Source organism: Brachyspira sp. (genome assembly GCF_029258575.1).
Taxonomy (GTDB): domain Bacteria; phylum Spirochaetota; class Brachyspiria; order Brachyspirales; family Brachyspiraceae; genus Brachyspira.
This window is the reverse complement of the sequence record NZ_JARHYI010000061.1, coordinates 1-14058: the sequence shown is the minus strand read 5'-3', so window position 1 is coordinate 14058 and position 14058 is coordinate 1. Positions and strand designations below refer to the sequence as shown.

General features: G+C 25.3%; 13 protein-coding genes. 7 read left to right on the top strand and 6 right to left on the bottom strand.

The annotated features are described in order from the left end of the window. Nucleotides 1-461 precede the first annotated feature (461 nt). Nucleotides 462-875: a hypothetical protein gene (locus tag Q1J76_RS04920; protein WP_300367654.1), complete on the top strand. Its 414-nt coding sequence runs from the start codon at nucleotides 462-464 to the stop codon at nucleotides 873-875. A gap of 101 nt (nucleotides 876-976) precedes the next feature. Here Q1J76_RS04920 and Q1J76_RS04915 read toward each other — a convergent pair whose 3' ends face one another. Continuing rightward, complete coding sequence (locus Q1J76_RS04915; protein WP_300367651.1) at nucleotides 977-1726, bottom strand: hypothetical protein; 750 nt, start codon at nucleotides 1724-1726, stop codon at nucleotides 977-979. A 235-nt stretch (nucleotides 1727-1961) separates the two neighbouring features. On the opposite strand from Q1J76_RS04915, the gene lysS reads away from it, so the two are divergent. From lysS to Q1J76_RS04900, 3 genes are all read left to right on the top strand, one after another. Continuing rightward, nucleotides 1962-3482 carry a lysine--tRNA ligase gene (gene lysS, locus Q1J76_RS04910; protein ID WP_498034121.1) on the top strand — a complete coding sequence of 507 codons (1521 nt, stop codon included), beginning with the start codon at nucleotides 1962-1964 and terminating at the stop codon, nucleotides 3480-3482. Between the two features lie 695 nt (nucleotides 3483-4177). Next, nucleotides 4178-6250 (top strand): ABC transporter permease family protein, encoded by a 2073-nt coding sequence (locus Q1J76_RS04905; protein WP_300367648.1) that lies wholly within the window; start codon nucleotides 4178-4180, stop codon nucleotides 6248-6250. A gap of 16 nt (nucleotides 6251-6266) precedes the next feature. Beyond that, nucleotides 6267-7160, top strand: coding sequence for a metallophosphoesterase (locus Q1J76_RS04900; protein WP_300367645.1), 894 nt, complete (start codon nucleotides 6267-6269; stop codon nucleotides 7158-7160). A 55-nt stretch (nucleotides 7161-7215) separates the two neighbouring features. Here the strand turns inward: Q1J76_RS04900 and msrA are convergent, their stop codons facing one another. From msrA to Q1J76_RS04880, 4 genes are read right to left on the bottom strand one after another with little or no spacing between them, the layout of a single operon-like run. Then, on the bottom strand, nucleotides 7216-7827 hold the full coding sequence (gene msrA / locus Q1J76_RS04895) for a peptide-methionine (S)-S-oxide reductase MsrA (RefSeq protein WP_300367642.1): 612 nt from the start codon (nucleotides 7825-7827) through the stop codon (nucleotides 7216-7218). A gap of 40 nt (nucleotides 7828-7867) precedes the next feature. Then, a complete protein-coding gene (gene msrB, locus Q1J76_RS04890) occupies nucleotides 7868-8341 on the bottom strand; it encodes a peptide-methionine (R)-S-oxide reductase MsrB (protein ID WP_300367639.1) in 474 nt (157 codons plus the stop codon). Between the two features lie 54 nt (nucleotides 8342-8395). Continuing rightward, nucleotides 8396-9379, bottom strand: a complete 984-nt coding sequence (locus Q1J76_RS04885) for a hypothetical protein (RefSeq protein ID WP_300367636.1) — start codon at nucleotides 9377-9379, stop codon at nucleotides 8396-8398. A gap of 27 nt (nucleotides 9380-9406) precedes the next feature. Next, nucleotides 9407-10384, bottom strand: a complete 978-nt coding sequence (locus Q1J76_RS04880) for a hypothetical protein (protein ID WP_300367633.1) — start codon at nucleotides 10382-10384, stop codon at nucleotides 9407-9409. A 272-nt stretch (nucleotides 10385-10656) separates the two neighbouring features. Here Q1J76_RS04880 and Q1J76_RS04875 point away from each other — a divergent pair, with 272 nt between their 5' ends. From Q1J76_RS04875 to Q1J76_RS04865, 3 genes are read left to right on the top strand one after another with little or no spacing between them, the layout of a single operon-like run. Then, nucleotides 10657-11880, top strand: a complete 1224-nt coding sequence (locus Q1J76_RS04875) for an LCP family protein (RefSeq protein ID WP_300367630.1) — start codon at nucleotides 10657-10659, stop codon at nucleotides 11878-11880. Continuing rightward, the gene (gene rsfS, locus Q1J76_RS04870; RefSeq protein ID WP_300367627.1) at nucleotides 11864-12322 is read left to right on the top strand and encodes a ribosome silencing factor; all 459 of its coding nucleotides are present in this window, start codon (nucleotides 11864-11866) and stop codon (nucleotides 12320-12322) included. Before Q1J76_RS04875 ends, rsfS begins: the two co-directional genes overlap by 17 nt. A 38-nt stretch (nucleotides 12323-12360) precedes the next feature. Further along, nucleotides 12361-13107, top strand: coding sequence for a hypothetical protein (locus Q1J76_RS04865; protein ID WP_300367624.1), 747 nt, complete (start codon nucleotides 12361-12363; stop codon nucleotides 13105-13107). Nucleotides 13108-13170: 63 nt separating this feature from the next. Here the strand turns inward: Q1J76_RS04865 and Q1J76_RS04860 are convergent. After that, nucleotides 13171-14058: hypothetical protein (locus tag Q1J76_RS04860; protein WP_300367621.1), on the bottom strand; the 888-nt coding region annotated here is incomplete at its 5' end.

The window sequence follows — 14058 nt, the reverse complement described above, 5'->3', positions numbered from 1 at the left end:
TCTGTTGTGTATTATACTGTTTCATAGATATTCCTTTTTGTTTTTTTTAGCAATTTAAATTATAAGGAATATCTCATTTTTTTTAAACTAAAAGTGTGCAATATCTATGGAACTTAAACAAAAATTATTCATCATATATATTTCTATTTCGTAAAATATTTTTTATTTATTCTTGACAAAATATTTTATTGCAATATACTATATAAATATGGAATATACGATATTATTTAATACCATTAGCTTAATCCAATCAAGCATCAAGCATCAAGCATCAAGCATCAAGCATCAAGCATCAAGCATCAAGCATCAAGCATCAAGCATCAAGCATCAAGCATCAAGCATCTGAATTTTTAAATAAAATAGCATCAATATCTTTATTGCATTTATTTTTTCTAATAATAATAAAACATTGCCAAATAATCATCTTTGATTATTATAAATTTTTTTTAAAGGAGTTCTTTATGTTTAGGAACAAAAAAATCAACAAAATTTTATCATTGATGAGCTTATTTTTTTTAATTTCTTTAATTTCAATAAGCTGTAAATCAAAACAAAATCCTACAAGTTTTAAGCCTGCAGATTTAGTTGGTACTTGGAATTGTACTGATGAAGGACTTACAAGTGATAGCTTTAAAATATCCAGTGACGGTAAGATGACTTTAACTGTAGGCGGACAATCTGTGCCTGGTAATTTAACTATACAAAATTGGGAAGCAGACAAAAATAAAGAAGTAGGTTCATATTCTATTAAATTAGATTTGTCTGGAACTCAAGCTTCTCATTTTGGTATACTTACATTTCATTTTAAAAACACTAGTGAATGTGAACTTAGTGCTAGCGGTCAACCTGGTAGAGTTCAGCATTTCAAAAAATAATATAATATATTTTTTATTATAATTAATGAAGATACATACTATTAGCTTAAAAAGTTATTAGTATGTATTTTTTTATACTCTATTATATTATGAAAAAAGTCTTATCTTACGAATTTACTAAAATCAAATGTATATGATAGAGAAGCTCCTATACCAAAATAGAAACCGCTTGCTAATTGCTCCAAATACGGAGTGAAGTTTAATGAAAGACTTGCATCGCTGTTAAGTACTAAATAAACACCTAATCCTAAACGATTGAGATATAGAAAAGCATTGTTGTAAAAATCATAAGCTATATGATATTCCAAATATATACCAGCCAAAGAGAATCCGAATAAAGCACCAGGATAAACACCTAAAGCAGTTTTTAATCTTATAGATTCAACTACTCCTCTAGGATCATCAAAATACATAGGAAGCTCAAAATTCAAAAAGACTGTAAAGAAGTCGCCTAATCCTATCAAATAATGCAACTGTGGATTAAGTCCGAATTTTTGTTTAGATGAACCAGGAAATAATACCTCTAATGCTCCTATGAATCCGTTAAAAAATTGGAATCTAGGCATTATAGAAAATTGAGGCTGTCCTTCTATTCCAACTCCCAATTTTGGTGTATATGTCATAGGCAGAACTCTAGCAAATATATCAAAGTTTCTGAACACCCCAAAATTAAGCATAATAGGTGTAGAGAAGGTGTATTTATTTTTTACTCCTATTCTATCATTATTTATATAAATTGTACCGCCCAAACGCAGTGCTCCAGTCATACCTGTGTACATATTGTATGGGAAAGAGTAGGCGAATGCTGATATAATCAGCATTGAAATAAACACATATAAAAGCTTTTTCATTATTATATCTTCTTAAAACTATAATACATTTTATATTAATATTAATATATTATAGAAAAAATATCAATAAATAAATGTTATAACTTCAATAATAAAATTTATGTTATACTATTATTTGAACTATTCTTTTTTTATAATTTTTATAGAATTTTTTCTATTTTTAATATATATTTATAGAAAAATTTTTTATGTTATTTTATTTTGAAATAGCAAATAATTTAAGAGGGATAAATTAATGTCAGAAAATCAAAATAATTCTGAAAATATGCAAAATGAAAAAAATACTTCAGCAGAAAAAGAAAACAGAAAAGAGAAACTTAGTACTTTAAAAAATATGGGAATTAATCCATTTCCTAATAGTTATGATGTAACTTATAAATCGAAGGATATAGCAGATAAATTTGAAGAGTTAGAAAAAAATGAAACAGAAGTTGCTATTGCAGGAAGAATCATGCTTTATAGGGTAATGGGTAAATCTTCATTTTTAACTATAAAAGATGCTTCAGGAATTATTCAGGCTTATATACAAAAAGATAAAGTAGGTGATGATTTTTATAATACAGTTTTCAAAAAATTAATAGATATAGGCGATATTGTGGGAGTGAAAGGAAGTGTTTTTAAAACTAAAACAGGAGAGATAACAATATATGCTAATGAATTAAAACTTCTTACAAAATCATTAAATCCATTGCCTGAAAAATTTCATGGACTTACAGATACAGAACTTCGTTATAGACAAAGATATGTTGATTTGATAATGAATGATGATGTAAAAGAGGCATTCATTAAACGTTCAAAAATGGTTTCTGCTGTAAGAGAAGTGATGATAGAAAACGGATTTTTGGAAGTAGAAACACCTATGATGCATCCGTTAATTGGAGGTGCTAAAGCTAAGCCTTTTGTTACTCATCATAATACTTTGGATATGACTTTATATTTGAGAATAGCACCTGAACTTTATTTGAAAAGATTGATTGTAGGAGGCTTTGATAAAATATTTGAGCTTAATAGAAATTTCCGTAATGAAGGAATATCAACAAGGCATAATCCAGAATTTACTATGATGGAAGCTTATATGGCTTATGCTAATTTCCACAAGGTTATGGAATTGGTGGAAGAAGTGTTTTCTAAGGTATGTTTAAAATTGAATGGAAAATATACTACTCAATATAAAGATTATGAGATTAATTTCGAGCCTCCATTTGCAAGAGTGTCTATGGTTGATTTGGTAAAAGAGCATTCAGGACTTGACTTTAATGTTATACAAACAGATGATGAAGCATTAGAAAAAGCTAAATCAATAGGGGTTGAAATAGACACTTCAAAGACTAAACCTTCTAAATGGGGAGTAATGGTTTCAGTATTTGAAGAGAAAGTTGAAGAAAAACTTATTCAGCCTACATTTGTTATTAACTATCCTAAAGCAGTTTCTCCTCTTTCAAAATCTTATTCAGATAATCCTGAAATTACAGAGAGGTATGAATTATTTGTAGGCGGTATGGAGATATCAAACGGATTCAGTGAGCTTAATGATCCTATAGATCAGAAAGAGCGTTTTGAAGAACAGTTAAAAGCTAAGGCAAGAGGCGAAGATGAAACTATGGATATGGATTTAGACTATATCAATGCATTAGAGTACGGACTTCCCCCTACAGGCGGACTTGGAATAGGTATTGATAGAATGGCTATACTATTCCTTAATGTAGGAAGTATTAGAGATACTATTCTTTTCCCTCAAATGAGAAAGTTAGATTAATTCATATTAATAGATGGTATTTTCACAAAAGGAGCATTTAATAATGTTCCTTTTTTTATTATTATTTATTATTATTGTTTTAAGAAAAAATAATCAAATAAAAATAGGGTAAAAATGAAAAAGTTATATTTATTAATTATTTTTTTATCTTTGTACTTGCGTTTCATGTTATGGTAAAACAGAAAGTTCAGAAAGTACAGTTTTAGATGGAATTGTAGCTATTGAAAATAATGAATCATCGGAAAATCAATTAACTTCAAACACTCAAACTTTTGAAGGGGATTTTGTTCATTATGCTGATTCTCTGCTTTCAGTAATTATACAGATATGAAAAATTATCCTGTAGATATGGAAGGTGAGTATATTAATTTGTATAAAGAATATACAGGCTTTAATTTTGCTCAACCTACTAAAGTTAATCTTAAAGTAGAAGGATATTTGTAAGATAGACATAAAATGGAAGAGAGTACTAGAAATATGTTTTTTATAGTTACAAAAATTATAGGTTTTGATACTAATAAAATAGCATCTTTATTTTAATAATAATTAAATTTTTATATTAAATGCTGGCTATATATGTCGTATTTAATATTATATATTTAAATATAATACATATTGTCAAAAAATAATGTATACTATTTACAAAAATTGCTATTAAGATATAATCTTAATATTATCTTTTATTTGGAATGTTTATGAAAAAAATTAATATACTTATTTGTATGATATCAATGATAGTTACATTCATAACATTATTTTATATAAATTATTTAAATAATACTGATACCTCTTTAAGCTATATTAATATAATGAATAATAATTATAAAGACTCAAGAGATTATATATTAGATGATTATTATATATTTGATTATCAGCAAAAAGAGCAAAAGTTAAAGGAAATATTTAAATCATCTCCTATAGCATCAAGATTAAAATACAGAGCTAGTTTAATATCTCATTTGGGAGAGGAAGAAATTGTAATAAATGGTGTGGATATAGAAAATGATGACAAGGTTTTTGGTATTTTAAACAATAGTACATTAAAAAATTTTGATGCTGATAATTCTATTATAATAAGTAAATCAATATCTTCAATATTAGATGTTAATACAAATGATACTATAATATTAAAACTTATTACCAAAACGGGACATTATAATGCTGAAGAATATACAATAATAGAAGTATCTGAAAAATTGAATTATAATTATGCACTTACGGATATAAAGCATTTGAATAAATTTGTAGGTTTAGAAAATGCTGCTACTGAAATGTATATCAAAAAAAATATAAAAGATGAAAAATTAATAAATTATGATAGTAATATAAAAGAAATTTTTTCTGATGATTTTTCTGCCTATTCTAAAAAAGATATTTTAGGAGATAAATACAATAACAATAAGAATTATCATAAATATAAAGTATGTATAATATTAATGTATTTGTTTATTTTATTTTCAGTATTTATATTTATTAATTCTTATGATATTCATAATTATAAAAAATTATTAAAAAAAAAATTATTATTTAGTTCAGCTGGTTTTGTAATATCTTCTTTAATATATATTTTAATTTATAGAAACGGATTCAATTATATATATATTGTATTATTTTTTCTAAATATATTATCAGTCATTTTATCTAATGTGAAATATTCAATATGGGAGAGAATATTTATATCAGATGAAGAGTACAGTAATAATAAAAATATATTGATAATGTTTGGAATAGTATTCTGTTATATATTTGTTTTTATGGCATTGTATTTATCATTTTTTGAATTTGCAAATAGTACAGTAAAAAATGATTCGGATAATGTATATTCTGAGAAAATTATTAGAATAGTAAAAAATAATATATCAAAAAACACATTTTTATTTAATGGTTCTATAGATTCTTCTTCTATTATAAGTACAAGTAATAGTATAACTAATATGTTATTCAAAGAAATTGCTTCTTATGATGAATATGCTGATATAGAAACAGTATTAAGTTTTCCTGTAGGTGTTGTTATAAGAACAGGAAGTATATCTTCAAGAGTTTATGCCTATGAAAAAAATATACTTGAAAATGGAGTAAGTGTATCAAATATTATAGTTGAAGGAAATATATTTGAAAGTCCTAAAAGAGAAATTATAATAGGAAAAGATTTAGCTGATTATTTGAAATTAAATATAGGGGATGCTTTATCATTAATAGCCAAGTCTTCAAGAGGTTGGCTTGAAACAGGATATTTTTATGTAAGTGGTATATATGATTTGAAGGATAAGAATTATGATATTATAGGTGATATAACTGCTATGAATAGTTTTATATACCTTAAAGAAGGGGATAAATCTCCTTATAATGAAAGTATAATTGTCTTTTCTAATAATGATGATATATATTCTTTTTTGAACGATAGTTATATTATAAATGTTAATAATTTGAAAGCTGTTTATGCTGATAGAGAATACTATTTTGAAAATAATAATTTAATTATAAATATTACTTTTATGTTTATAATTACTTTGACATTTTCTCTTTCTTTATTATCTTCTTCATTACTTACAGTGTTTTATAGAAGATTATCAATATATTTTAATGAACAGTCTAAAAAAATATTAAATAAATTGTATATAATATCTTTACTTATATCTTTGATAATATCTATGATAGCAGTATTTATTTTATTTACTTTTATATTTAATTTTTTAATATTTACTATATCTATAATATTATTATCATCTATACTATCTATATTTATATCAAATTATAATATAGAATGAACTTAGGAGTATGGGAATGAAATTCTTAAAAAAAATATCAAAAAAAAAGAAAATAACAATTTTGATAATCATAGTATTATTATTTATACTTAATTTTTATATGTATAAAGTATCTCATTCTATGAGAGTTAGATATATTACATTAGAGTTTGAAGATTTACCTGTAAGTTTTGACGGTATTAAATTAGCATTGGCAGCTGATATGCATGCTGGTCTTTATATACCTGAAAGTCATGTAAGAAAAATGTCAGATTTGATAATGACTAATAGTCCTGATATTATATTATTTGCAGGAGATTATATTTATACTGCTCCGCATCAGTTTAAACGTTATAATAAAGAACATACATTAAAATTTTATAATGGAATAAAAGGATTAGAGGCTAGATACGGAAAATATGCTGTTTTAGGAAATCATGATAATTGGGAAAGTACAGAAGATGTATCCAATTCATTATATTCCAATGGATTTAAAGTTATTGATAATGATATTTTATTTATTACAAATGAAATGGGAGAGCATATATCTATAGGAGGGGTAGGCGATTATTTAACTGATGATGTAAGATTTGATATTGCTGTTAGTAATGTTGAGCCTGAAGATTTTCATATAGTTTTATCTCATGAACCTAATATACCTTTAAGGAGAGCTAGAGAAGGTGGATATAATAAATTAATAGATTTCTTTTTTGCAGGACATACTCATGGACTTCAAATAAGTTTTTTACCTATGGATTTTTGGGAAACTATAAATAAAAATAGAGAATATCCGATTTTTCCTGCTGTTTATGGATTAATGGATTATGGTAACACCAAAGTTTATATAACTTGCGGTATAGGTACTGTTCTTCTTCCTTTTAGATTATTTGCTTATCCAGAAGTTGTTATATTAACTATGAAAAGAAAATAATTAAAAATGATATAAAAATAGGCTCTAAATTTGTAATTTAAAGCCTATCATTTTTTTAAAATATTTTTGTGTAGAAATGGCAGTAAGGTATAGCACCTTTTTTAGCATAATAATCCTGATGATAATCTTCTGCCTCATAAAAGTTTTTATATTCTCTTATAGTTGTGGCAACATCATATTTTTTTTCTCTTAATTTATTAACATATTCTTCAGCTATTTGTTTTTCCTCATCATTTTGATAGAAAATTGCTGATAAATATTGAGAACCTATATCAGGTCCCTGACCATTTTTTTGAGTAAAATCATGTGTTTCAAAGAATAATTTTACTAACTCTTCATAAGTTGTTTTTTCAGGATCATAAGCAACTCTTACAGTTTCCAAATGTCCTGTAAGTCCTGTACATACTTCTTGATAAGTTGGATTTACTTTATGTCCTCCAGCATAACCACTTACCACAGAAGCTACACCTTTAGATTTTTCAAACCAATATTCTGTTCCCCAAAAGCATCCTGAAGAGAAATATGCATACTTTACATTTTCAGGTATAGGAATATTATTATTCATATTATTATCCTTATTATTATTGACATTTTGACTATTAAGTTCCTTCGAACATGAAATAATTGATAATAAAGATAAGATAGTTATTATTGTTTTTTTTATCATTCAATATTCTCCTTGGTATCTTTATTATACAAAATTAACACTATTTGTTTGTATAGTTTTCATTAGTAAATTTGTTGATAAAATTTAATGAAACAGAATTAATACAGTATCTTGTTTCTTTGTCTGTAAATCTCTCTCCGTAAAATACATGTCCCATGTGACCTCCACATTTTGCACATACGACTTCAATTCTACTACCGTCTTTTAATAATTTGATATTTTCAACTATGGCATCATCAAAGCTAGGCCAACCTGTTCCAGAATTGAACTTATCTTCAGATTTGAAAAGAGGTGTACTGCAAATTCGGCATACATAAACTCCTTCATCTTTTACATTCAATAAATCTCCTGTAAAAGGTAATTCTGTACCTTTATTTATTAGCACATTATACTCTTTTTCAGAAAGTTCTCCCGATCTAAATGTAGTTTCACAATCAAGCTTCTCTTTTGAAGTTTCATCGCATGAAACTAGCATAACAGCAGTAAATAATATTATTAATATTCTCTTTATCATAGTGGTTATTATATACATTCCTTTTTAAAAATCAATATATTTTTTATATCGTTTTTATCTATGCGTACTAATAGGAAATGAATATGCAGTTCGGTCTTTAACATCAAATATATTACCAGCTGTGTCTATCAATTTATAATCAAACATATGGGTAAATTTTTTATATTTGATTTTTGCAGGTAATTGTATAGTTTCTATATTACCAGAATATGCATCTATTCTGTATAAAATCATACTATCTACTTGATTATTAGACATTTTTTCTTCTACTATAGCGGGAGTATCCAAATATACTTTATTATCATTTTTCAAATAGAAGAAACCTCCGCTATAATGATTAAGAAATGATAAAAATTGTATTTTCCATAATATCTTTTTGTTACTGTATAAAGAAATAGATTCGTCATTATCTAGTAATAATAAATCTTTTCCTTCCATACTAAATATTTTAGAAACTTTAATTTCAGAATATCCTATCAATTCTTTAGTTTCTGTCAATGTATTAAAGTTTAAATGACTTATAACTCTATTTTCCATAATTGATGGATATGTAAAGATGTCTCTTTTTTGATTAAAACATCCGTTCATAAGATATATATTTTCTTTTAAAGTATACATAACTTTTTTAGCTTGTACATCATAAACGAATACTTTCATTATATTTACTTCTCTAGCCCTTAAGAATATATATCTAGGATTGGCTGTGAAATATGCTTCATATACATATAAATTATTTAATTCTAATAATACTTTATTAGTTCCTATTTCAATAATTTTAAATACATTATTTTGAGAATCATTACCAGTAACAGAAATAGTCATAATTTTACTACCATCTAATGAGATATCTACTATTGAATATGATCTTGCATTTTTATGAAAAGTTCTACATATATCCAATTTAAAATCATATAAAAAACTGTTGCAGCTTCCTTTATAATATGGGGTAAATATTCCTTTATTTGTATTTTGATTTATATATATATAATAGTCATCTTTTTCAATTTCATTGTACACTACATTTTGTTTAGATATCATTATTAATTATTCTCCTTAATTATTATACTAATCTTTTATTTTAACTATCATCATAGGCTCTATTTTTATATTTGCTTTATTTTCTAATATAGCATAATTATCATAGATTTCTATAACTTTCGCTGAGGCTACAAATTTTTCTACATTTTTATAATATCTATATTTGTAAAGTGTTTCACTTGTATACCAAACATCTCCTTTTTCATTAGTTCTAACAGACTTATATGCTTTACTATTATTAGGAGTGATAAAAGTTTTTGGACTATTGCTTATATTAGTTGATTTATTTTCTTCATTATTATCAATTGGTAATTCAAGTATTTTATCTATTTTATATATATTAAATTCATCGCCATTTTTTATATTGTTTTTTTTACCAAGATTTATATATAATTTATTATCTTCTATTCTGGTTACTATTCCCATAAGAGGAGGATTACCTAAAAATGCTGTTATATTATTTGCTATTTTATTTAATGCTATTAAAGAAGCACTTCCAAGGGCTGTTTCCGTAAAAAGGGTATCTCCTACTGAATATACGGGGCTATTATTAGGTAAAGTATAAGTACCTATATCAGTAAAAGATTTGACAGTTTTTAATGAATTTATATCTATAAGATTTATTTTAAATTCTACATCTGCAATATCTTTTCCACCTTTTTTTAGATTAAAGTTTAATATTTCTCCTGTAATTATATAGTCAGAATTAAAAGTTTCTTTTATAAAATCGGATGCTAATTGTAAATTGGTTTGCAATGTTTTGTATGAAGCTACTATATCATAAGATGCAAAATATGATATAAGTAAATCATAATCGGTTACATCAAGCATTTTTGTATTTACCAATGAATCTTCAAGTACTCTTGGAATTCCATCATCTACTTTATATTCTTCTGTCCATAATGGATCGGCACTTGAAAATGGCAGTATTGTTATTGTAATGGGGTATATTGGAATACTGCATATTAATAATAATAATATAAATTTATTTTTCAAAAAAAACATAATATTTTAGTAATCTTTTGTAATATTCTCTTCTTTTTTAGGTTTGCGGTATGACATCAAAGCATTTATAGATATTAATGACATAAGCAGTCCAAAAATAAAAACAATTTTTCTAAAAAAAGTCATATTAAAAATCCATTATATTCTATAACTAATATTATATTATAAAGTTTAACAATTTCAATAGTTAACATAAACATTTTTTAATAATGTATTTTATTAAAAATATATTTGACAACTTAATTAACATAATATATTATATATAAATGAAAATGGACAAAAAAAATGAAAAAAATATAAATGATAAAGCTTTAAAAACAATAAGCCAAGCTAATAAAAAAGCTGTTATGCTGATTATTTTTTCTATTATATTTTCAGTATCTTTTATTATTGCTTTATTTTATTATTTTTTTGTAAGCGAATTGAATATTGCTAAAAAAAATGATGAGCCTTTATATTTTGCAATTTTATTTGTAGATGATAACAGAGAAATTTACGGTGCATATGTAGGAATCGTATCAAGTTTAAATAATAGGATAGGGCTTATAGGTTTACCCAGAAATATAGCATTATGGGAAAATAAAAATTATGCTCCTTTAAAATTGAATCAATTATATAAAGACGGTGGAGAAAGTGCCGTATTTAGAGCTATAGAAACTTCAGTTGATAAAAAAATAAGTTATAGAATGTCTATTGATAATAATCAAATATCTGATATTATAGATTTGATGGGCGGAATCAAAATGTATGTTGAAGAGCCTATTGAATACAAGAATGAGGAGAAAGGATACGAGCTTTCATTTGATATAGGTGAATGGCTTTTTACAGGAGAAAAAGTAATATCATATTTGCATTACTTAACTATGAAAGGCTATGAGGATATAGAAACATTATACAGATTAGAAGATATTATAATTAATTCTATGATGGGTTTAATACAAAGTCCTCAATTTAGAAATATAATTCATGCAAGAAGTATGAGAAACACTATATTTTCTAAAGTAAAAAGTAATTTAAGACCTCCTGATATAGAAGCTTTCACTGAGATACTAGCAAATAGTAATGAAAGAACTTTGGTAATAGAAAATATAGATGCAAGAATAGATGATAATGGTGTTTTGGTCCCTATATTTGATGGAAATGTATTTATTAAACAGATGGATGATTTAACTTTGTATGTTGAGCTTAAAACTCAAAAAAGTGAATTAAATAATGAAGATGTAAGTTTAACTGTATTAAATGCTACTATGGTTGCAGGACTTGCCGACAGAATAAATATTAGAATGCGTTACAGAGGTTTTTCTGCTGGGGAGTACGGTAATTTTGGTACTAATCTTAATGAAAGCGTGGTGCTTGTTAGGGACGGACAAATAGAAAAGGCATTTATGGTTGCTAATGAAGGAAGGGTAAATCGTATATATGCCAAAACAGATAGAAGAGTATTAAATAATGTTGTATTAATATTGGGGAATGATTACTATGAAATTACACAATAACAATGAAGAAAATAAAGAATTATCTAATAATGAAACTAATGATGTTTTAGAAACTAAATTAAAAAAAAGAAAAAAGAAATTTATAGATAAAGAAAGAGCAAAGGAATTAACTTTTAAAGCAGCAAAAGCTTTATATGATAAGAAGCTCGAAGATATAGTTATATTAGATTTGGAAGATGTTACAACTCTTTCTGACTTTTTTATATTAGCTACTGCTTCATCTTCACCTCAAATGAAAGCTGGTTCTGATGCTGTTTATAAAGATTTGAAAGAGGAAGGTGTTCTTCCTTATGCAGAGAATGATAATAATTCAGAGTCGGCTTGGTATTTAAGTGATTATGGTTTTTTGGTAGTTCATATATTTACTGAAGAGGGAAGAGAGTATTATAATCTCGATAAGTTATGGCATGAGGCTAAAAAGATAGATATGCCTGAAATATAATTTAATCTTTTAGGGAAAATTTGAAAGGAGAATTTTTTATGAAGAAAATTACAATTATTATTTTATCTATGATGATGATATTTGCTAAGTTTTCATTTGCAACAAGTGGCTGGCAATTTGGAGTAATGATTCCCATTGGAGCTAGTTTTAGTTTTTATAATGTTCGTTTTGGAAATCAGGCTACTGGAGATTATATTAATAATTATGTCAAAAAAAGCGGTATAGTTGGTTTTGATGCTGGAATAAATTTACAAGGCGGTTATTTGGTATCAGAGGAAGATAAAGGAATTAGTTTATTATTAGATTTAGGATATTCTCATGATTCTTTTGGAATGGCTAATTCTTCACAAGATAATGATACTAAAAAGAAAATAAAAGTTCAGGAGTATTATACTTTTGAAAATTTATCTATAGGGATACTTCCTAAATTTCATTATAAAAATTTTGCTTTTGGATTTGGGGTAGGTGTAAAAATTCCTTTATATTTGACTCATTCCTATGATGAAACTATAGATAATATTAGTACTAAAACTTATGGTTATTATAATGCTTCAAAGATAGACAGTATTATGAAAAATTCTGTAATTACTTATGTGAAATTAACATTTGATTATTCTTTCTATGTTCATGAGAAAGCTGCTATTTTAGTTGGTGCTTATTTAGGTACAGATTTTGGTATTGATTTAAGGGGTTCTGAATTGGTACTAGTTGAAAGCAGAAATTTGGCTTCATTTGATTTAGGCATTCAATTGGGTATGAAATTCGGGAATAATCTTTTTGAATAAAGAAATTATTAACCTTACAGCATAATTTTTTATTTATTAATTATACTGTAAGGTTTTATTATTTTATTGTAAATAGTATTCAAAAATTTCTAAAGGTATAAATCCTATTAGTTCAGTATTTTTATATTTTTTTACATTGTTTTTTATATCGCGCTGCTCATCGTAAAAATTTTTCAAATATATATATGTTTTGGTAGATTTGGATTTACTTATACTATTTAAATAATCTAAATAATCACTAGTTACAGTGCTATAATCTTTTTTTATTATTTGTTTGGATTTTAAATCAAGATAATTTGTTATTTTATATTTATATTCTTTTAAATAAAGAACGTCATTAGTCTCCCAGCATTTTGGTAGTACTAAATACTTAGCTATAGTGCTGGTATAATAAAATTCAGGATTATATACAAATTCTATATTACCATAATTATTATAATTTTTTACTCCTTCATCACTATAAGATCCATCATAGTATTCATTTTGAAAACATAATATTCTAGTTATTTCTTCATCATAATATATATTTTTTGTCTTTAACAAGTATATACCTGTAGAATTTTTATTTATTATTTCATCTTGTGTTAAACTATATTTATATGCCTTATTTATATAATTTGTGTTATCTTTATCGCTTTTGGAGAAATTTATATCTCTACTAGCTGGAATATCATATCCGTATGTGTATGTAGTGATATCTCCATATTGATGTTCTTCTACTACTCCATAATAAAAACTTTCTCCGAATCTATTATTAGTGATTTCATAAAGTGAATTTGGCTCCATATTTTCATCTGAATAATTTTTATATGAATTTCCGTTTATATCATAATATATTTTACTTGTTTCTATATTATTATAGTATTCATCATCATTATAATCATATTTTTGTGATATACGCTCCTCTTTATAGAATAATTTTTTTTCTTTTTTATTAAAATTATATATATA